This is a genomic window from Saliniramus sp. (assembly GCF_035311605.1).
Classification (GTDB): Bacteria; Pseudomonadota; Alphaproteobacteria; order Rhizobiales; family Beijerinckiaceae; genus Saliniramus.
Window position 1 is genome coordinate 25,410 of sequence record NZ_DATGCW010000115.1, and the last position, 20,464, is coordinate 45,873.

A 20,464-nucleotide genomic window follows, 5' to 3' on the forward strand; every position below is an offset into this window, starting at 1 on the left:
CGCGGCTCAGGCGCCCGTCGCATCACCGGTGACGAGCCCCGATTCCCATCCCAGAATGGCCCGCTTGCGGGTCAGCCCCCAATGATAGCCTGTCAGGGCGCCGGAGCGTCCGATCACCCGGTGGCAGGGCACGACGAAGGAGATCGGATTGCGGCCCACCGCCGCCCCGACGGCCCGCGCCGCCTTGGGGCGCCCGATCTGCCGGGCGATATCGGAATAGGTCGCTGCATGGCCGAACGGGATGCGCAGCAGCGCCTCCCAGACGCGCAGTTCGAAATCCGTCCCGATCATGACCACGCGTAGCGGCTGATCCGCACGCCACGCCTCGCGCGAAAACACCCGCGCCGAATAATCCGCCGTCGCGGCGTCATCATGCGTGAAATCCGCATTGGGCCAGCGCCGGCGCATATCAGAAAGCGCTGCCTCGCGCGCACCGTCATCGACGAAGCCGAGCCCCGCCAACCCGCGCGGCGTCGCCACGACGATCGCCTCGCCGAAGGGCGTGGGATGATAGCCGTAGAGCATGCCGACTCCATCGCCGCCGCTCTTGAACTCACCCGGCGAGAGCGCCTCGTGCGTCACGAAGAGATCATGCAGGCGCGAGGGCCCCGACAGCCCTGTCTCGTAGGCGGTATCAAGAATACTCGCCGAATCCGCGAGCATTCGTTTCGCCGCATCCAGCGTCACGGCCTGCAGAAACGCCTTCGGCGTCAGCCCGGCCCAGCGCCGGAACAGCCTTTGTACCTGGACCGGGGAGAGTCCGAGATCAGCAGCGATCCGCTCCAGATCGGGCTGATCGCGCCAGTTCTGCGAGATATGCGCGATGATGGCGCGCACCTGCTCGTAATCGCGGGGCTGCTGCGCGGGATCGGCCACAGGCTCGGGGGGCTGCGCGCGCGGTTTTGTGGCTGCGACGGTTCGCGATGACGACATGATCGAACGGGCTCCTGCATCTTCCGGCAGATTAGACGATCTGTGCGGCCACGCGACACCCGAATCCGGACATCGGGATGATCTGTTCAATCGGCGCTCGGCAGGCGGCGCATGGTGAATTCTATACGCCCGTCCTCCATCACCCGCCAACTCTCGACCCGGGTCATGTAGGCGGCCTTGGGATAACGCTCGAACCAGGCGCGGGCGGTCTCGCGGGCCTGCTCACGCGGCAGGCGGAAGGTCTCGCGGCTGAACACGTCGCGCGCTTGTCCGCGCCGGGCATCAGCGGACGAATCCTGCCGGTTGAACCGATCCGCCACGCGCCGCGCAATGTCTTCGGGACGGTTCCGATTTCCCGATCGCACCATGGCTGTCTGTCCCGCATCTCTTCGCCGCAAGGCATCGCCAGATGCCTGATAGTGCCGCCTTTTCCGGCTTTTGGCGAATCAGCGCGCAGGGGTAGCAGCGGCCGCACTCGCGACCCCGATGGCGATCGCGGTGAGGCGCGCCTGCTCCGCCTCGTCGGTTCTGCATCCACCTGCGAGCCAGGCTTCCCGCGCATAGGCGAGCGCAACACCGATCATGCGTCCGCGCGCCATCCCCTGCGCCACCAGATCGCGCCCGGCGAGCGGCATTTCCGGTACCGGCTCGGCACCGGATCGAAACGCCACGAGGGCCGTGCGGGCCGGATCGTCGAGGACCGGGCGCGGCTCGCCGTCCAGAGCATAGGCCGCGTCGCTGACGGCTTCGACGCCGAATTCCGCAACGAGGCGCCGGATCTGCATCGCATCCGGCGCTGGCATGCGCCCCCGCAGGGCCGGAAAGGCGCGGGCATAGGCGGCGAGGCGGGCGGCCTCGGCATTCGACAGCCGCAGCCGTTCCACCAGCCGCGCCGCATCAGCACCACTCGCGACATCGAAGGCGGCCAGACGCAGGACCGGGTCGGGCGGCGCATGCGCGATCACGCGCGCCAGCCGCCCCGGATCGCCGATCCCGCCGGTCAGACGATCAAGCAGACCCGCATGCGTGATCAGCGCGGCGGTTTCACGGGCACGCGGCGCTGCGAGCAGGCGCAGGAACTCGCTGCGGATACGCTCGCGCGACAGCCGCTCCAGCCCCGCACGCTCATGGATCGCGGCATGCAGCCCCTCCGCATCGACCGGCCCCGTAGCGTATTCCGCGAAGAAGCGAAAGAAGCGCAGGATCCGCAGATAATCCTCCCGGATGCGCCCGCGCGCGGATCCGATGAAGCGCACCCGGCGCGCGGCAATATCGTCGAGACCGCCGGCATAATCGCGGATTTCACCATCCGCACAGACCGAGAGCGCGTTGATGGTAAAGTCGCGCCGCAGCGCATCGGCGGCAAAATCGCGTCCGAATCGCACCACCGCGTGGCGACCATCCGTCTCCACATCCTCGCGCAGCGTCGTTACCTCGAATGGTTCGCCACCCACGATCACGGTGAGCGTCCCATGCGCGATTCCCGTCGGCACCACCTTGAACCCCGCCGCCTCCGCCCGGGCCTGCGTGACCTGCGGCAGGGCCGTCGTGGCGAGATCGACATCCTTGACCGGACGCCCGAAAAGCGCATCGCGCACCGCACCGCCGACAACGCGCGTCTCCTCGCCATCACCATCGAGCACGGCCAGGAGCCGGCGCAGGCGCGGCTCGGCCAGGATGGCGTCGAGATGGCGGCGATCGAGGCCGGGCAGCAGATTGGGCATGTTTGACGCTCAGTCGAAACGGCCGGGCGCAACCTGGCCGTCCTGCAGGCTCGGCGGCGTGTACGTACCCATGCTGCGCTCGGCCGTGAAGCCGGTATAGAGCAGCGACGCAACGACCAGCCCCCCGCCGACCAGGACAAGGATCGGAATGGATTTTTCCCAGGCCGAGAAGGTCAGCGGGTTACGCTGACGCAGCAGCAGATAGATGAAGAAGATCGCGAACGGAATCAGAAAGAACGCGAATTCCGTCAAGAGAGCGCGTGTCATGGATGATAGAGCCTCTCGTAGAGATGCCGCAGCATGCCGGCGGTCACGCCCCAGATATAATGCCTGTCATAGGGCATGGCATAATATTGACGCAAACGCCCGTTCCAAAGCCGAACCTGCACCTCGTGGTTTTCGGGATTCATCAGAAAAGCGACCGGCACCTCGAAAATCTCCGCAACCTCGAACGGATTGAGCGACAGCCGGAACCCCTCCTCCACCAGCGCCACCACCGGCGTCACCAGATAGCCGCTTGTGGAGCGGTACGCATCACCATAGCCGATCAGTTCGACATGCCCTGCGGCGAGACCGATTTCCTCCTGCGCCTCGCGCAAGGCCGTGGATAGCGGGCCGGAATCGCCGTCATCGACCTTGCCGCCGGGAAAGGATATCTGCCCGGAATGCGCCCGCAGCGCCGAGCCGCGATGGGTGAGCATGATGCTCAGGCCGCAGGTGCGCATGATCACCGGAACGAGCACCGCTGCCGGTTTATAGCGCCGTCCCGCCTCCGGTTCGAGCCAGTCGGGATTGAGATCGTGATCACCGCGCGGCGCATCGAAACCCGGCGGTGCCCGATGCAGACGCCCGGCAGCCCGCGTTACGAAATCCTCGGCATCGTGCGCACATGGCATCAGGCAATCCCGGGAGCATGTCCGCCATCGCGCGCGATCACGTGGAACACGCCGCCGGCATCGAGGCCGTAGACGGTCTCGCCATCCACGAGCCGCTCCTCGCCCATCTCGATGAGATCGAACATCAGCGCCCGCGTCACAAGCGCCCAGAGATCGCCGCGCACGCGCAGATAGGGTTTCACCCCGCCATCGGGCTGCGTCTCGAAGCGCAGGGGATTATCCGGGCTGACCTGCACCACATCGTCGACATTGGTGCGAAACGACAGGGTCCGCGACGCCCCCTCCCCCGCAACCGCCATCTCGACGGCGAGAAACGGCGCGTCCTCCACTTCGATTCCGACCTGCTCCACCGGCGTGACCAGCACGTAGCGCTCGGGATCCTTGCGCAGGATCGAGGCGAAGAGCTGCACCAGCTTCTGACGCCCGATCGGCGTGCCACGATAGAACCAGGTGCCATCGGCGGCGATACGCATATCGATCTCGCCGCAATATTCCGGATTCCAGCACTCGACCGGCGGCTTGCCCTTCGGGTCCCCGGCAGCGGCGAGAAGCCGCGCGAAGGCATCGCCGGCAGCACCCGGATCGTCTGGTTCGCTGGTCCTGATCTTCGTCATGACGCGATGATGCCCTCTGGCCCGGGCCGGGGGCAAGCCCCGGCTGCTCCGCCTTCAGATGGGTCTCATCGCCCGGATTGCCAACCCGCCTTCACGAACCCGCTCGACGGATGCGCCTCACGGACGGGTCTGGCCCGTGCCGCATACGCGGTATTTGAACGAGGTGAGCTGCTCGACGCCGACCGGGCCGCGCGCATGCATGCGCCCGGTGGCGATGCCGATCTCGGCGCCGAAGCCGAACTCCCCGCCATCGGCGAATTGCGTCGAGGCATTATGCATCACGATGGCGGAATCGACCTCCTCCAGGAAGCGCTGCGCGGCGGCTTCGTCCTGCGTGATGATCGACTCGGTATGGGCGGAGGAATGGTGCGCGATGTGATCGAGCGCCCCGTCGAGGCCGGCAACCACGCGGACGGCGATGATCGCGTCGAGATATTCGGTATCCCAATCCGAATCCGTGGCGGGGGTGACGCGCGAATCGACGGTGCAGGTCGGCTCATCACCGCGCACGGCGCAGCCGGCATCGAGCAGCATGGTGACGAGCGGGGCAAGATGTGTGGGCGCGCAGGCTTCATCGACCAGCAAAGTCTCGGCGGCGCCGCAGATGCCGGTCCGGCGCAGCTTGGCGTTCTTCACGATGGCGCGCGCCATGGCGAGATCGGCATCGCCATGCACGAAGACGTGGCAGATCCCCTCCAGATGCGCGAAGACCGGCACGCGCGCTTCCTCCTGCACACGCGCCACGAGGCTCTTGCCGCCGCGCGGGACGATCACGTCGATGCAGCCCTGAAGGCCGGTGAGCATGGCGCCCACCGCCGCGCGATCGCGGGTGGGCACGATCTGGATCGCATCCTCCGGCAGGCCCGCCTCGGCGAGTCCGGCGCGCATGGCCTGCGCCATCGCCATGGCCGTGCCGAGCGAATCGGAGCCCGCGCGCAGGATCGCGGCATTGCCCGCCTTCAGGCACAGGGCCCCGGCATCCGCCGTCACATTGGGGCGGCTCTCAAAAATCACGCCGATCACCCCGAGTGGCGTGGCGACACGCTCGATTTTCAGACCGTTGGGACGCTCGAACGCGGCCAGCACCCGCCCTACCGGATCGGGCAGGGCCGCGATCGCCTCGACTGCATCGGCGATCGTCCCGATCCGCCCCGCGTCGAGGGTGAGTCGATCGAGATAGGCGGCGTTCTGCCCGGCCTCGCGGGCGAGTGCGACATCCTCGGCATTGCGCGCGAGGATCTCCGGCGCGGCCTTGCGCAGGTTCTCCGCCATGGCTGCGAGCGCAGCGTTCTTGCCGGCTTCCGGTGCGAGTGCGAGGCGGCGCGCAGCCGCCCGGGCACGGGTGCCGATCGCCTGCATCAGGTCGCCGACGTCGCCGTCCCCGCGCGCCTCGCCGCGTGTTTCACTCATTGCATCCATGATCGCAACTCTCGATCCGTATGGTCCGTGCCGCTATCTATACGAAAGCCGTGGCCGGGCGAAAGCGAAATCGCCCGGCTGCCGCGTGGTGGATATCAGCTCTTCACCAGGTCGCCGAGCAGGCTCGCCGCCACCGTCAGCTTCGACAGGCTCAGCCCCGAGGCGACGATACCATCGACGGAAGAGCGGATGCGCACCACCTCACCGCCACGATTCTGCCCCCACAGCGTCACCGCTTGCGACCCCGTCACGTCACGGATATCGCCCGCGATCTCGGCGGTGAGCCGGCGATGCGCGAGGGCGACGCCGCTGATGGCGCGGTCGAGGGCGAGGCCGTCATAGTAATCCGAGATCGTCACCTCGCGCCCCTGCGCCACCAGCGCACTGAGCTTGAAGGTATCATCGACCGCGAAATAGGTGCTCGCGATCTCGGGGATCGGGCGCCCGGTCTCTTCGGCGATCTGCACGATATCCGGTCCCGCGAAGAGGATCGGCAGGGCGGTCAGACGCTGGGCGAGATCGGGATCGACATCCTTGCCGGCAAGCGCGCGGGCATTGTCGCGCCACAGTTTCAGCGAGGCTTCCGGCAAGGTCGTCTCGAGCGAATCACGCAGCGTCGCGATGCCCTCGCGGAAACGCGTGATGACCTTCTCCAGCGGCTCGTCGCCGAAATCAACATGGCGGATGAACCAGGCGATCCGGTTGAGCGTCAGATCCTGTACCTGCGCGTAGAGCGAGAGCTGCAACTCACCCGCGATACGGTTGTCGCAGGAATCAAGCGCCTGGTTGAGGCCGATCGTGTCGAAGGTCTCGCGCACCGTGGCATAGGCCGCCGCGATGGTGGCGCCGTCCGCGCCGGTCTCGTCGACGAGGCGGGCGATCACCGTCGCGCCGCCGCGATTGACGATGGCGTTGGACAACTGGGTGGCGATGATCTCGCGCCGTAGCCGGTGATTCTCGATGGCATCGCCGAAGCGGTTCTGCATCACTTTGGGGAAGTAGCGCTGCAATTCCCGCCCCAGATAGGGGTCGTCCGGCACCGGACTGTCGAGCAGACGATCGTAGAGCGAGAGCTTGGCATAGGCCAGAAGCACCGCGAGTTCGGGCCTGGTCAGCCCCTCACCGCGCAAGGCGCGCTCGGTGAGCGCGCCCTCGTCGGGCAGATATTCCACCGCACGGTCGAGCCTTCCCTCATGCTCCATCATCTGCATCAGCCGGCGCTGGAAGCCGATCTCGCGTGAGCCGCGCCGTTGCGAGAGCGAGAGCGACAGGCTCTGCAGATAGTTGTTGCGCAGGACCAGCTGGCCAACCTCGTCGGTCATCTCTGCGAGGAACTTGTTGCGGCTGTCCTGCGAGAGCTGGCCGCTTCGCTGGGCCTCCGTCAGCGCGATCTTGATGTTGACCTCGACGTCGGACGTATTCACCCCGGCGGAATTGTCGATCGCATCGGTATTGACGCGCACGCCCTTGTGCGCCGCCTCGATGCGTCCGAGCTGGGTTGCGCCGAGATTGGCTCCCTCGCCGATCACCCGGGCACGCAACTGACTGCCGGTGACGCGGATCGAATCATTGGCGCGATCACCGACTTCGTCGTCGCTCTCGCTTTCGGCACGGATATAGGTGCCGATACCGCCGAACCAGAGCAGATCCACCCGCATGGCAAGAATGGCGCGCATCACCTCCTGCGGGGTGGCGCGTTCCTTGTCGAGATCGAGGAGCTTGCGGATTTCCGGCGTCAGACTGATCGACTTGGCCTGCCGCGAGAACACGCCGCCGCCTTTCGAGATCAGCTTCTCGTCGTAATCGCGCCAGGTCGAGCGCTGCATGTCGAACAGCCGCTTGCGCTCTTCCGAGGAGCGGGCCGGGTCGGGATCGGGATCGATGAAGATGTCGCGGTGATCGAAGGCCGCGACGAGCTTGAGCGCGCGCGAGAGCAGCATGCCGTTGCCGAAGACGTCGCCCGACATGTCGCCGACCCCCGACACGGTGACGGGCTCGTTCTGGATGTCGATGTCGATTTCGCGGAAATGGCGCTTCACCGCCTCCCAGGCACCCCGCGCGGTGATGCCCATCTTTTTATGATCATAGCCGTTCGAGCCACCCGAGGCGAAGGCGTCGCCGAGCCAATGGTTCTTGTCGAGCGAGATTTCATTGGCCGTATCGGAGAAGGTGGCGGTGCCCTTGTCTGCGGCGACGACGAGATAGGGGTCGTCGCCGTCATGGCGCAACGTATCCGCCGGCGGGACGGTTTCGCTGTCGATGATGTTGTCGGTGAGCTGCAACAGGGTGCGGATGAAGATACGGTAGCTTTCCGTGCCCTCCTCCAGCCAGGCCTGACGGTCGGAGGGCGACGGCAATTGCTTGGGCACGAAGCCGCCCTTCGCGCCGACGGGCACGATCACCGCATTCTTGACCTGCTGCGCCTTGACGAGACCGAGCACCTCGGTGCGGAAATCCTGCGGGCGATCCGACCAGCGCAAGCCGCCACGCGCGACCTTGCCGTAGCGCAGATGCACGCCCTCGACGCGGGGGCTGTAGACGAAGATCTCGAAGAGCGGGCGCGGCAGGGGCAGGCCCTCGACGCGCGCGCAATCGAACTTGAAGGAGATGGTTGAGCGCGGATGGCCGTCCTCGCCGATCTGGAAATAGTTGGTGCGCAAGCCCGCATCGATAAGATTGACGAAACGGCGCAGGATGCGGTCATCGTCGAGGCTCGCCACATCGGCGAGCGCCGTCTCGATCTTCTCGCGCGTTTTCGCCTGCGCCTCGTCGGGCGTACGCTTCCTGGCGGCGTGGGGATCGAATCGGGCATAGAAGTGATCGACGATCATCTCCGCGATTGCACCGTTGCGGGCCAGCGTATTGGCGATGTAATCCTGCGCATAGGCGATGCGCGCCTGGCGCAGATAACGCGCCAGCGCCCGGATCATGGCGACGTCGCGCCAGCCGAGCCCGGCCTCGAGCACGAGCTTGTTGAACCCGTCCGATTCGGCCAGCCCCCGGAACAAGGCCAGCAAGGCGGCCTCGATCGGGCGCTCGATCGTGGCGATGTCGAGATCGCCGCCGGAGGCGCGTTCCAGGGTCATGTCGTGCAGCCACACGCCCTGTTCCTCGCGCAGACCCGCAGGCGTGACGCGGTAGGTCCGCTCATTGACCACCCGGAAACCGAGATTTTCCAGCAGCGGCACGCGCTCGGAGAGCGGGATGCTGGCCCCGCGGGAGAAGACCTTGAGATTAATGCGCGTGAGCGGATCACCTTCGCGCCGGTACAGATCCACCGCGCGTGGACGCTCATCCGAGAGACGCTCGAGCGAGCCGATATCGCGAATCGCGTCACGGGCATCGAAGGCCTCGCGATAGGCGGCGTTGAACGCATCCGCATAAGAGTTGGCGAGCTGGCGCGCGCGGGCGCCGCCGAGTTCGTCCATCAACTCTTCGCGCAAGGCGTCGCCCCAGGTGCGCACGATGGCGCTGACGCCCTTTTCGAGGACATCGCGATCAATCACAGGGGTTTCACCCTCGTCGCGCCCGATGATCACGTGCGTGCGCGCAAGCATGCCCTCGGGATAGGCGGGATAGGCTGCTGACGGGCGTCCCTCGAAGACACCCGCGAGAAATTTTGTAACCCGGCGTCGGACATTGGTATCGTAGCGATCCTTGGGAATGAAAACGAGCACGGAGACGAAGCGGTTGAACGTGTCGGCACGCGCCAGGACACGCACGCGCGGGCGATCCGACAGGCTCATGATCTCCAGTGCGAATTCGTAGAGCGTATCCTCCTCGACCTGGAAGAGCTCGTCGCGCGGATAGCTTTCGAGCACGTTGAGCAGCGCGCGTCCGGCATGGCTTTTCGGATCGAACTCGGCCCGCTCCAGAATCTTCTGCACCTTCAGGCGCAGGAAAGGCACCGTGGCGGTAGAGCCGGTATAGGCATTGGCCGTAAACAGCCCGATGATGCGCAATTCGCCTTCGAGCGTGCCGTCCGGGGCAAACAGCTTCACGCCGATGTAGTCGAGATGCACACGCCGGTGGACCCGCGATTTCACATTCGCCTTGGTGATGATCAACGCCCGCGGCTTCTGCAGGAATTCGCGGATCTCCGGCGTCATGATCACGAGTTCGGCGCCGCGCCGAAGCACCTTCACGGACGGGTCGCGCAGGATGCCCAGCCCCGAACCCTCGACCACGTCCGCCGCCGCATCACCGTCGGGGAAGCGATATTCGCGCACGCCCAGGATGGTGAAGTTGTCGTTGACGATCCAGTCAAGAAAAGCCAGTCCCTCTTCGGTTTCGTCCTGGGGCAGCGGTGGCGGGTTGTCGCGGTAATCGCCGATCACGTCGATCAGCCGCGCGCGCATCTTCGACCAATCCGCGACGGATACGGCCACATCGGCATAGACGCGCTGCAGGCCGGCGATCAGGCGCTCGCGGGCCTCCGGCTTGTCGACCCGGTCGATATGGATGTGGATGAGGCTCTCGCGCTGGATCGAGGGGCGCGGCGTCAGCGTCGCCTCGCCTTCGAAGCCGACAAGCTCGCCCTCGTCGTCGCGCTTCACGGCAAGGATCGGATGGGCGACGAGATGTGGCTCGTAACCCTGGTCGGTGAGTTCGGAGAGCGTCGAGTCGAGCAGGAAGGGCATGTCGTCATTGACGACCTGCACCACGGTATATTCCCGGCGATGCTCCTCGGTGACCATCTCGAAATCCAGCAGGCGGATATCCCAATGGCCGGGCCGGCGTGGCGCCATCAGATGCTCATGCGCCGAGGTCGCGAGCGAGGCCAGGGCATCGGGCGTATATTGCGCCAGATCCTCCACCGGTGCGCGCCCGAACAGGCAGGAGACCATGCCGGGCGGCGTGAGCCGGCGGCTCTTGTCCGCGAGGGCCTGGGATGCTGCCGAGAGGGGATTGGCCGCGTCGCGCGTCATGATCTTGCGATCCTTCTTGCCTTTGTTACGCCGGCGCGTGAGGGTGATGCGCCGTGGAACTCCGCTCGAACCGGAGTTCAGCCATTCCTACAACAAAAATTGCGGAGGAAGGACCATGGATTCGAAAAATGCAGGTCAAAACCCGGAAAAATCCGACGCAGCGCACAAAAAATCCGGCGAAATGCCCCCGCCGCAGGATCGCGACGACAGCGTCATGGCGCTCGATCTCCCGCCTGCCACGCTCGGACCGGAGATGCAGGGATATTTCGACAAATGCAACGAGAAGCTCGGATTCGTGCCCAATGTGCTACGGGCCTATGCCCATGACGACACCAAGCTTTCGCTCTTTGCGGGCTTCTACAACGATCTGATGCTGGCGCCGTCGGGGCTCTCCAAGCTCGAGCGCGAGATGATCGCCGTGGTCGTGTCGGGTCGCAATCACTGCTATTATTGCGTCACGGCTCACGGGGCCGCCGTGCGCCAATATTCCGGCGATTCGATCCTCGGCGAGTTGATGGCGGTGAATTACCGCGCCGCGAAACTCTCGCAGCGCCACCGCGCCATGCTGGACTTCGCCGACAAGCTGACCCGAGAGCCTTGGGCCATCGACGAACCCGATCGCGAATCACTGCGCTCAGCCGGGTTCAGCGAGCGCGACATCTGGGATATCGGCGCTGTTGCCGGATTCTTCAACATGTCGAACCGGATGGCATCCGCCGTCGATATGCGCCCCAATCCGGAATATCACGGCCAGTTCCGCTAAGCCGGCCCGCCCCCGCGCTGCGCCTCAGACGATCCGCCCCCGCGCGGCCACTGGTATCTCACCTACCACCTCGTCGCCGCGCACGGCGATGAGGCGGTCGACCATGTTGACCACGACGCAGACATGGTTGGGAATCACCCGCACGACATCGCCGATTGCCGGCTTGCGCGGGCTCGCCGACAGATCGAGAAAGCCGTGCTCCTCGGCAAAGCGGGCGATCCTCGCCTGGGGGAATTCGCGGATCAGGCCATGCCCTTCGAGCCCGCCGATATCGGAGGTCAGCGTCTTCGAACCGGCATCGAGAATGCCGCGCTCGGGTCCCGCACGGCTGACCACCGTCGTATAGACATGCAGGGCGCAATCGGCGAGCTCGGCCGCACCGCAGGCGAGCATCATCCGGTCGTTGAAGATATAGGTGCCCGCACGGTGCTCCGTGGTGCCGCGAATGCGCCCGAGATTGCTCAGATTCGGCGTGCCACCGGTCGAGATGATCGAGGCCTCGAGGCCGAGCGCGCGGATACCTGCGAGCGCTTCGTCGAGGAAGGCCTGCGTCTGCGCCACCGCGTCTTCCGGATTATAGAGCATGAACCCCGCAAAGCGCAGCTGCGGGCTGGCCTTGATCCGCTCCGCCAGCGCGATCGCATCGGCCACGCTCTCGACGCCGGCGCGCTTGCGCCCGGTATCGCATTCGATGATCACTTCCAGCGGCGTGCGGGCGCGTTTGGCCGCCTCGGCATAGGCATCAACGGCCACCGGATTGTCGGCGGCGACGATGATGCGCGCGCGCGGGATCAGCGCCGCGAGCCGGGCGATCTTCTCCTCGCCGATCAGGTTATAGCTGATCAGGATGTCGTCGAAGCCGGCATCGGCCATGATCTCGGCTTCGCCCAGTTTTTGACAGGTGATCCCCGCCGCGCCGGCTTCGCGCTGCATGGCGGCGAGCTCGGGGCTCTTGTGGGTCTTGATATGCGGGCGATTGGCGAGCCCGCGCGCCTCGCAGGCCGCCTGCAGCCGCGCAATATTGTGCGTGACGATGTCGAGATCGATGACAACGGCGGGCGTGCCGTAATCGCGCGCGATGATGTCCTTGAGTGCGGCCATACTGGTTCCCCCGGTAGCACCTGCATTGGCGTGCAGGATAACCGGTGAGGGGCTGGCATCAACGCCTACTCGACAATGAACCGGGTGCCGAAATCTCCACCGGGGTCGATTCCCTCAATCTCGGAGCGGCAGCCGATACCGCTGCGCGAGGCCTGCGCGCGCAGGACCGGCATCTGCCAGGGGCCGCCGCGATCACGCAGGCGCAACATGCCGAAATTGCATTCGCGCCCCGTGCCGTCACCATACCGAAAGTCCCCGCCCTGGCTGTCGGGGAACGCGGTGGTCAGCCGCCGCGTGACCGTTTCGCCGGATACGATTACACGCGGCATCTCCCGGTCGAGCCGCCCCTGGAAACCGGCGCCGGCGCGAAATTCCACCGGCGCGCCGCGGCGGTTCTCGACACTCAGGGTGATTTCCTGAGCCTGCGCAGGAATGGCCGCCACTGCAACAGCGGTGGATACAAGCGCCACGGCGAGCCGGCACGAAGCCGGGCTCAAACCGGCGCACCCTTCTTGACCTGCGCAAGCGCTGCCCCGAATTCGCGGGCGAAGCTCTCACGCTCATGCGGGGAGAGATCACGCGCGATCACGACGCGCTCACCCCGCGAGACGAGGCAGATCTCCTGAAGACCGAATTCGTCGTCCTCGCGTCGGTCGAGCTTCGTCCAGAGAGGATTGAAGCGCTGCTCGAACTGCTCGCCTCGATGGCCGATCCGGCGCAGCAGCAGATCGATCGGCGTGAGGATGACCTCCTCCATGCGCCTGGCGGAGCGGAAGTTCAAATGGAAGGCGAGAAGCAGAGCCGCGAGATCGATTCCGAAAAACCAGGCCACGGGCCAGGCGCCGAGCAGAATGAAGGGAATACTGGAGACGACCGTGGCGATGCAGCACAGGGTGAGCACCAGCCGCGTCGAGTCGCGATCAAGCGAGCGATGCGGCGTGATCACCGCAGCGAAGACCGGTTCTTCCGGCGCCGTCTGCCCTGCCGGGCGCAGATCGGGGGATACCATGCGCGCTACCTGTCCGAACATCTTGCCGCAAACAAGTTACCTATTATAACGCGTTACGGATCAGATTGAAGGGAGGTTGCCGGGTGACCCAGGCGAGACGAAAAGCCGCGCCCGCGCGCGAGACCGGATCAGCCGCCCGAAAAGCCGCATCGCGCGCACCCGCTTCTCCCAGACCGGTGGGACCGAAAACCCGCAAGGAAATCTTCGCCCGCCTGGCCCAGGCCAATCCTGAGCCGCGTTCGGATCTCGAATACCGCGATCCTTATACGCTGCTCGTCGCCGTGGTGCTCTCGGCCCAGGCGACGGATGCCGGCGTCAACAAGGCGACTCGCCGGCTCTTTGCGCTCGCCGATACGCCCGAGGCGATGCTGGCTCTGGGTGAGGATGATGTGCGCGAGCAGATTCGCACCATCGGCCTGTATCGGGCCAAGGCGAAAAACGTGATCGCATTGTCGCAAATTCTGGTGGAACGTTATGGCGGCGCCGTGCCACCGTCGCGCGCGGCGCTCGAGGCGCTGCCCGGTGTCGGCAGGAAGACAGCCGCCGTCGTCGTCAATATCGCTTTCGGCGAAGCCACCATTGCGGTCGATACCCATATTTTCCGCGTGGCCCACAGGATTCCGCTGGCCTATGCCAAAACCGCCGACGCGATGGAGGCGGCGCTGACGCCGATCGTACCCGCCCCCTATCGCCGCCATGCCCATCACTGGCTGATCCTTCACGGGCGCTACATCTGCAAGGCGCGCAAACCCGATTGCCCGCGCTGCCCGATCAGCGACCTCTGCCGCTATCCCGACAAGACCCCGCCGTCCTGAGCCCGCCCCCGGCGATCACAGCCGATAGCGGATCTGGTCGGTCCAGAAGCGCTCGAGGCGGTTCAGAGCAGTGTTGAGGCGCTCGAAATCCTCGTCCGAGATGCCGCCGATCGGCTGGATCGTGCGCGAGTGCTTTTCATAGAGCGAGCGCACCATGTCGTGAATGTCACGCCCCTTATCGGTCAGGCTGATGCGCACCGAGCGGCGGTCGACCCGCGAGCGGGCATGGTGCAGATAGCCCATCTCGACCAGTTTCTTGACGTTGTAGGAGACGTTCGAGCCGAGATAATAGCCGCGCGTGCGCAATTCGCTCGCGGTCAGCTCCTTGTCGCCGATATTGTAGATGAGCAGCGCCTGGACGCTGTTGACATCGTCACGCCCGCGCCGCTCGAACTCGTCCTTGATCACATCGAGCAGGCGGCGATGCAGGCGCTCGACGAGATGCAGTGCCTCGAGATATTGCGGCTTGATCTCCGTACCTTCCGCCTGCTCCACCGGATCCTTCAAAGCTTTCGCAAGATTGCTCATAACGCGCCTCACTGTTGTTGATGCCAGGCCATCGAGCCCGATCTGTTTCTGAGACGAACATAAGTTTCCCGGATGAAAACGAGTTTAAATAACAGGATGAATTTCAAGTTTACCTATTGTCGTGAATCAAATTTAAATACGAAACCATCAGCGATTTCTCAAGCTGGGCCAGTGCTCACAAGATATGTATTTGATTAACCTTTCCCGATTGGTAACTTCCATACTGGAGAAAGATTTACGATGGGGAACACGCAGGGCGCGAACGCCCCTCCCGGCACAGGCCGTGACCCGTCTGGAGAGCCTGGATCCGGGTCAGATGAAGCGCGTCAGAACGTAGCCGCTGGCCAGAATATGCGCGAGCGTGATCGCCACTGATCCGCCATGGAGCCAGGCGAAACGGCGCATGGCGCCGGCATCGCGCGCATTGTTGATCGCCGGCATGAGGTTTTGCCGCGTGGGTATGGTGCTGAGCGCGACCAGCGCCATCACCGAGGCGCTCAACCCGTCGACGGGCACCAGCAGCAATGCTGCGAGCCCCGATACGACTATGACGAACAGGTAGAAATACGGGAAAGCCTGGCGGATCAGGGCACCCGCCGTCTCCGCCGGCAAGGCCTTGAAGACGAAGGCAGCGAAACCGAACGAATAGAGCACCATGCCTCCGAACAGAAGCGCGACGACGATCAGGGCTGCCACCGAAATCAATGCTTTTCTCCCCGCCACAGCGCGGATTTTGCGCGCCGCTTTCAACCCGTGACATAGAGCAGGCCAATGGAAGTTTGGCGATGGCGCGGCGGTTCAAATCGCCGCAGCCTTCAACGGCGTCGCAACAGGCTGCGCAGGCGCGGGCGCGCATAAATCAGGAAAATCACCGCCAGCACGGCGGCCAGTCCGTACCAGGTGAACGCGTATTGCAGATGGTTGTTGGGCGGATCGAGCACGGTGGCCCCAGCGCGCGGCCAGTCCGGCGCTGTCGGATCGAATTCGGCATCGACATAGAACGGCGCGACTCCGGCGAGACCACGCGCATCGGCCATCTGCGCAATATCGCGCACCATCCAGCGCTCATCCTGCGGGATGTTCTCGGGCACGAACAGCCCCCGCTCCTCCGGTGCGCGCACGAGGCCGGTGAGGCGGACCTCCCCTTCCGGCGGCCGCGCGGGGCGGGCAGCAGGATCACGCATGGAGGTTGGTACGAAGCCGCGATTGACGAAGATCCGCGCACCCTCTGCGATTTCGAGCGGGGTCAGCAGATAGAAGCCCTGCACGGGATTGCCACGGGTGCTTGTGGGCATCAGCCCGTGAACGGCCACCTCTTCCCCATGGAGGAAGCGCCCGGTCACGGCAACCCGGCGATATTCCTGCTCCTGCGGATCGTAATCGGCCCATTGCTCCGGCGGCAGGATTGCGCCCGGCTCGTCATAGGCGCGCGCCTGCATCTGTGCGATCAACCCTTCCTTCCAGGCGAGGCGCTCCATCTGCCAGTTGCCGAGACTGATCAGGATGACGAGCGATATCAGGGTGGCGATTGCGCCTGCGATCAGCGCGCGGTTCGACGGGCCGGGGCGTGGCGCGCCCTCAGACTCTTCCGGGGATGCGACCTGCTGATCAGGCATCGGCGTGTTCACTTCTCCCGGCGCCCTTCCTCGGCGCGGTGGTGGTATTGCAGGGCAATCATCACCCCCTTCAGCGGGCGCGCGAGCGCGAGCGCCAGCGCGATGGTCAGCGAGAACCACATGACCAGGTGCAGCCAGATCGGCGGCATGAAGGTAAATTCGACCCACATGGCGAGCCCCACCACGACAAAGCCGACGATGAACATGATGAACACGGCCGGCCCGTCAGCCGAATCGGCGAAATCGTAATCAAGCGCGCATTGCTCGCATGTCTTCTGAAGAGCGAGGAACCCGTCGAACATGTGCCCCTCGCCACAGCGCGGACACCGCCCGCGCAGCCCAGCTGCGACGGGGGACGGTTCGTTTCCCGGTTGATACGCCATGATTGATCCTTGATGCGTCCTGAATATGTAACGACGCAGTCCCTGCATGCGCCTCAAGCGAAAAGGGCGACCCGAAGGCCGCCCCTGATGTAGTGCGCCGGTGGCGCCGTGTCATCCCGGGGTGCGCTCAACCGCCATAGCCCCAGACATAGATCGAGGCGAAGAGGAAGATCCAGACCACGTCGACGAAGTGCCAGTACCAAGCGGCGAACTCGAAGCCGAGATGCTGCTTTGGCGTGAAATGGCCCAGATAGACCCGCCAGAGGCAGACGGCGAGGAAGATCGTCCCGATGATGACATGCGCGCCATGGAAGCCTGTCGACATGAAAAACGTCGCGCCGTAGATGTGGCCCGAGAAGCCGAAATAGGCGCTGATGTACTCGTAGACCTGTACGCAGCTGAAGGCCACGCCGAGCAGAACGGTCAGCCACAACCCCCACTTCACGGACTGCCGGTCGTTCTCGATCATCGCGTGGTGCGCCCAGGTCACCGTGGTGCCCGACGTCAGCAGAATCAGCGTTCCGAAGAGCGGCAGATGCCAGGGGTTGAAGGTCTTGATCCCTTCCGGCGGCCAGACGCCCCCCGTGAGCTCGGCGCGCTGGAACTGGATCGCATCGGCGGGGAAAAGCGCAACGTCGAAATAGGCCCAGAACCAGGCCACGAAGAACATCACTTCCGAGGCGATGAACATGATCATCCCGTAGCGATGGTGCAGCTGCACCACGCGGGTGTGATCCCCTGCCTGCGCTTCCTTGACGACATCCACCCACCAGGCAGCCATGGTGTAGAGCACACCGATGATACCAAGCCCGAAGACGAGACCGCCGATCTGGAGACCGGCAATCGGCATGTCGCGGATGAAGGCGATGAAGCCGACGGCGAGAATCAGCGCGCTGACCGACCCGATGAAAGGCCAGGGGCTGGGATCGACGAGGTGGTAATCGTGTTTCTTGGCGTGGGCGTCGGCCATTTTCTTGTCTCCGGTGCCTTATCCGCATTCCCTCGGATATCTAACGGCGTTTTCCAACTCTGGGAAGAAAAAATCAAGTCACGAGAAGCGCAAGTCCGATTTTCCCGCCCGTTATCCCGTTCCGTTTCACGACGCGCAAGCGCCGGATCAACGGGTGTTGTCGAGGGCGGAGGTCGTGATCGGATCACCGCCCGCCGCCGGCCAATAGGTATAGGACAGCGTGATCGTGCGCATGCTCTCGAAGTCCGAATCCTCGACGATCGCGGGATCGACGTAGAAGACGACGGCCGAATCCATTACCTCACCCGCCTGCAGGGTATTTTCCTCAAAGCAGAAACATTGCAGCTTGACGAAATACTGCGCCGCTTTTTCGGGCGAGACGTTGAAGGTGGCCATACCGTCAACAGGTTGCGCCGCCATATTGGCGACGCGGTAGAACACGGTCTCGGTCTGGCCTATCTGCGTCTGGACGACAGACCGTTCGGCGTCGAATTCCCAGGGAAGCGCGCGCGCCACATTCGAATCGAAACGCACCCGCACAGTCTCTTCCAGCACCGTCCCGGCATCGGCGGTACCGACCATCGGCGTGCCTCCGAAACCGGTCACGCGGCAGAACAGGTCATAGAGCGGCACCGAAGCGTAGGCCAGCCCGACCATGCCGAACACGACGCCCAGGCAGGTGACCACCGTCTTGCGCATTGCCTGTTTCTGCGCGGGGCTGTGATTATGCTGTGTCATGACATCCCTGTACGAACATTGTCCGAGCGTGCCTCGTCCGAGCGTGCCTGCGGCGGTCGATCACATCGGCCGATCGAGAACACCGGGACCGAGTTTGGCGATGGTGACGACATAGAACAAGGCGACCAGAAGCCCCAGCGTCACCGCGAGCGCGATGGAACGTGAGCGGCGACGCCGACGGTCGATATCCGTCAAGCCCTGCGCGACACGATCGGGTGCCTCGGGCTTGTTTGCGCCGTGTTTATTCGCTGCAGCGTGAATATCGCGACCCTCATCCGGCTTGTGTTCAGCTTCTACCATATTCAGCCTCCCGCCACCGGCATCATCAGCCCGAAGCCGTGCTCGGCGATCAGCACCGCGAACAAGCCGAACAGATAGAAGATCGAGAATCCGAAAAGCGACCAGCATGCTTTTGCCGCCGCGTCACCGTCGCGCCGACGATAGACGCGCGCTGCCAGCAGCAGCATCCATGCGCCAGACGCTACGGAAACGCCCAGATACAGCATCCCGCCGAAACCGGTCAGCGCGGGCAGCACACCGACCGGTGCGAGCAGAAGCGTGTAGAGCAGGATCTGCCGGCGGGTTTCATCAGGGCCACGCACATTGGGAAGCATCGGAACACCGGCGCGGGCGTAATCACCCGATTTCACCAGAGCCAGCGCCCAGAAATGCGGCGGTGTCCAGATGAAGATGATGGCGAAGAGGATGACCGTGTCGAGTGTCACCGACCCGGTCACGGCCGCCTGTCCGATCATCGGGGGAAAGGCCCCCGCCGCACCGCCGATGACGATGTTCTGCGGTGTCCAGCGCTTCAGCCACATCGAATAGATCACGGCGTAGAAAAAGATGGTGAATGCCAGGAGCCCGGCAGCCAGCCAGTTCGCCACCAGCCCGAGGAACAGGACCGAGCCAACCGAGAGAGTCATCCCGAAAGCCAGAGCCTCGGAAGGCGATATTCGGCCAGCGGGAATTGGTCGCTTGGCGGTACGCGACATGACCGCGTCAATATCGGCATCATACCACATGTTGAGGCAGCCGGAAGCGCCCGCACCGACCGCGATCGCCAGCAGAGCCGCGAAGGCGAGCACCGGATGGATCGCGCCCTGCGCCACGACCATACCCGTCAGTGCGGTGAAGACGACAAGCGACATCACCCGGGGCTTCAGCAGCGCGAGGAAGTCGCGTGCATCACCGCTGGAGACGACGACCGTCTCGTAACCCTCACCTCCATAGCGGCTTTGCGCATGCGGTGCTGCGGATTGAATCGGATTCATCATGCCAGTCATACGCTTGCTCGGCCCGACCTGTCGAATGCACAAATCAGAACGGGTACACCCGTTCATAAGACAATGTCTCGCCCCGGGGCGAGACCGTCACGGAGCTTCGGCTCCTTCTCCCGCCCGCCCCGCGCGACGCGGTATCCGGGCGGGCGGCAGAAAGAGCCGGGCGGGACTTTCCCGCCCGGTGTCATGATCAGTGTTTCGCTTCCGCAATCTTCGGCAGTTCGTTGAACTGGTGGAAGGGCGGCGGGGAGGACAGGGTCCATTCCAGTGTGGTCGCACCCTCGCCCCACGGATTGTCGCCGGCCACGACCTTGTCGCGGAAGGCGATATAGACGCCGTAGAGGAAGACGAAGATGCCGACGGCGAAGATGTAGGATCCCATTGAGGCGACGAGATTCCAGCCCGCAAAGGCATCCGGATAATCCGCATAGCGGCGCGGCATTCCCGCAAGACCGAGGAAGTGCATCGGGAAGAACAGGATGTTCGAGCCGATGAAGGCGATCCAGAAGTGCAGCTTCCCGATCCATTCCGGCATCATGTAGCCAGACATCTTGGGGAACCAGTAATACATGCCCGCGAAGATGATGAACACGGCACCGAGCGAGAGTACGTAGTGGAAATGCGCCACCACGTAATAGGTGTCGTGCATGTAGCGGTCGATACCGGCATTGGCGAGAACCACACCCGTCACGCCACCGACGGTGAACAGGAAGATGAAGCCCACCGCCCAGTACATCGGCGCGG

Annotated in this window: 22 protein-coding genes; 2 read left to right on the forward strand and 20 right to left on the reverse strand. The window is 64.5% G+C overall.

Going from position 1 to position 20,464, the window contains the following annotated elements; all coding sequences use genetic code 11:
• Positions 1 to 6 precede the first annotated feature (6 nt).
• The 8 genes from VKP01_RS05645 to VKP01_RS05680 form a co-directional block, all read right to left on the reverse strand.
• Positions 7 to 933, reverse strand: coding sequence for a bifunctional helix-turn-helix domain-containing protein/methylated-DNA--[protein]-cysteine S-methyltransferase (locus VKP01_RS05645; protein ID WP_324411089.1), 927 nt, complete (start codon positions 931 to 933; stop codon positions 7 to 9).
• Positions 934 to 1,019: 86 nt separating this feature from the next.
• Positions 1,020 to 1,301 carry a hypothetical protein gene (locus VKP01_RS05650; RefSeq protein WP_324411091.1) on the reverse strand — a complete coding sequence of 94 codons (282 nt, stop codon included), beginning with the start codon at positions 1,299 to 1,301 and terminating at the stop codon, positions 1,020 to 1,022.
• 78 nt (positions 1,302 to 1,379) lie between these two features.
• The gene (locus VKP01_RS05655) at positions 1,380 to 2,657 is read right to left on the reverse strand and encodes a CCA tRNA nucleotidyltransferase (RefSeq protein WP_324411093.1); all 1,278 of its coding nucleotides are present in this window, start codon (positions 2,655 to 2,657) and stop codon (positions 1,380 to 1,382) included.
• A 9-nt stretch (positions 2,658 to 2,666) separates the two neighbouring features.
• A complete protein-coding gene (locus tag VKP01_RS05660) occupies positions 2,667 to 2,909 on the reverse strand; it encodes a DUF6111 family protein (RefSeq protein WP_324411095.1) in 243 nt (80 codons plus the stop codon).
• Positions 2,910 to 2,920: 11 nt separating this feature from the next.
• Complete coding sequence (locus VKP01_RS05665; RefSeq protein ID WP_324411097.1) at positions 2,921 to 3,553, reverse strand: CoA pyrophosphatase; 633 nt, start codon at positions 3,551 to 3,553, stop codon at positions 2,921 to 2,923.
• Positions 3,553 to 4,167 carry a DUF1285 domain-containing protein gene (locus tag VKP01_RS05670; RefSeq protein WP_324411100.1) on the reverse strand — a complete coding sequence of 205 codons (615 nt, stop codon included), beginning with the start codon at positions 4,165 to 4,167 and terminating at the stop codon, positions 3,553 to 3,555. The genes VKP01_RS05665 and VKP01_RS05670 overlap by 1 nt, the downstream gene beginning before the upstream one ends.
• A 117-nt stretch (positions 4,168 to 4,284) precedes the next feature.
• The gene (locus VKP01_RS05675) at positions 4,285 to 5,586 is read right to left on the reverse strand and encodes a glutamate-5-semialdehyde dehydrogenase (RefSeq protein ID WP_414706525.1); all 1,302 of its coding nucleotides are present in this window, start codon (positions 5,584 to 5,586) and stop codon (positions 4,285 to 4,287) included.
• Between the two features lie 95 nt (positions 5,587 to 5,681).
• Positions 5,682 to 10,514, reverse strand: a complete 4,833-nt coding sequence (locus VKP01_RS05680) for an NAD-glutamate dehydrogenase (protein ID WP_324411103.1) — start codon at positions 10,512 to 10,514, stop codon at positions 5,682 to 5,684.
• Between the two features lie 181 nt (positions 10,515 to 10,695).
• Here VKP01_RS05680 and VKP01_RS05685 point away from each other — a divergent pair, with 181 nt between their 5' ends.
• Positions 10,696 to 11,277: a peroxidase-related enzyme gene (locus VKP01_RS05685; RefSeq protein WP_414706528.1), complete on the forward strand. Its 582-nt coding sequence runs from the start codon at positions 10,696 to 10,698 to the stop codon at positions 11,275 to 11,277.
• 24 nt (positions 11,278 to 11,301) lie between these two features.
• Here VKP01_RS05685 and VKP01_RS05690 read toward each other — a convergent pair whose 3' ends face one another.
• The 3 genes from VKP01_RS05690 to VKP01_RS05700 form a co-directional block, all read right to left on the reverse strand.
• Complete coding sequence (locus VKP01_RS05690) at positions 11,302 to 12,378, reverse strand: D-TA family PLP-dependent enzyme (protein ID WP_324411105.1); 1,077 nt, start codon at positions 12,376 to 12,378, stop codon at positions 11,302 to 11,304.
• A gap of 65 nt (positions 12,379 to 12,443) precedes the next feature.
• Complete coding sequence (locus VKP01_RS05695) at positions 12,444 to 12,875, reverse strand: hypothetical protein (protein WP_324411107.1); 432 nt, start codon at positions 12,873 to 12,875, stop codon at positions 12,444 to 12,446.
• Positions 12,872 to 13,387, reverse strand: coding sequence for a DUF2244 domain-containing protein (locus tag VKP01_RS05700; RefSeq protein ID WP_324411109.1), 516 nt, complete (start codon positions 13,385 to 13,387; stop codon positions 12,872 to 12,874). Before VKP01_RS05700 ends, VKP01_RS05695 begins: the two co-directional genes overlap by 4 nt.
• Before the next feature lie 83 nt (positions 13,388 to 13,470).
• On the opposite strand from VKP01_RS05700, the gene nth reads away from it, so the two are divergent.
• A complete protein-coding gene (nth, locus tag VKP01_RS05705; RefSeq protein WP_414706526.1) occupies positions 13,471 to 14,202 on the forward strand; it encodes an endonuclease III in 732 nt (243 codons plus the stop codon).
• Positions 14,203 to 14,217: 15 nt separating this feature from the next.
• On the opposite strand, the gene ldtR is transcribed toward nth, so the two are convergent.
• From ldtR to VKP01_RS05750, 9 genes are all read right to left on the reverse strand, one after another.
• On the reverse strand, positions 14,218 to 14,730 hold the full coding sequence (ldtR, locus tag VKP01_RS05710; RefSeq protein WP_324411110.1) for a transcriptional regulator LdtR: 513 nt from the start codon (positions 14,728 to 14,730) through the stop codon (positions 14,218 to 14,220).
• A gap of 312 nt (positions 14,731 to 15,042) precedes the next feature.
• Positions 15,043 to 15,426 carry a DUF4149 domain-containing protein gene (locus tag VKP01_RS05715; RefSeq protein WP_324411112.1) on the reverse strand — a complete coding sequence of 128 codons (384 nt, stop codon included), beginning with the start codon at positions 15,424 to 15,426 and terminating at the stop codon, positions 15,043 to 15,045.
• Positions 15,427 to 15,545: 119 nt separating this feature from the next.
• Complete coding sequence (locus tag VKP01_RS05720) at positions 15,546 to 16,346, reverse strand: SURF1 family protein (RefSeq protein ID WP_324411114.1); 801 nt, start codon at positions 16,344 to 16,346, stop codon at positions 15,546 to 15,548.
• Between the two features lie 8 nt (positions 16,347 to 16,354).
• Entirely contained in the window at positions 16,355 to 16,729 is a 375-nt protein-coding gene (locus VKP01_RS05725) for a DUF983 domain-containing protein (protein WP_324411116.1), read from the reverse strand.
• Positions 16,730 to 16,856: 127 nt separating this feature from the next.
• Positions 16,857 to 17,699, reverse strand: coding sequence for a cytochrome c oxidase subunit 3 (locus VKP01_RS05730; RefSeq protein ID WP_324411118.1), 843 nt, complete (start codon positions 17,697 to 17,699; stop codon positions 16,857 to 16,859).
• Positions 17,700 to 17,846: 147 nt separating this feature from the next.
• Positions 17,847 to 18,437: a cytochrome c oxidase assembly protein gene (locus tag VKP01_RS05735; RefSeq protein WP_324411120.1), complete on the reverse strand. Its 591-nt coding sequence runs from the start codon at positions 18,435 to 18,437 to the stop codon at positions 17,847 to 17,849.
• Positions 18,438 to 18,497: 60 nt separating this feature from the next.
• On the reverse strand, positions 18,498 to 18,737 hold the full coding sequence (locus tag VKP01_RS05740; protein WP_324411136.1) for a hypothetical protein: 240 nt from the start codon (positions 18,735 to 18,737) through the stop codon (positions 18,498 to 18,500).
• A gap of 2 nt (positions 18,738 to 18,739) precedes the next feature.
• The gene (locus VKP01_RS05745; RefSeq protein ID WP_324411122.1) at positions 18,740 to 19,723 is read right to left on the reverse strand and encodes a heme o synthase; all 984 of its coding nucleotides are present in this window, start codon (positions 19,721 to 19,723) and stop codon (positions 18,740 to 18,742) included.
• 187 nt (positions 19,724 to 19,910) lie between these two features.
• Positions 19,911 to 20,464, reverse strand: a 554-nt coding sequence (locus VKP01_RS05750) for a cbb3-type cytochrome c oxidase subunit I (protein WP_324411124.1), incomplete at its 5' end; no start/stop codon positions are given.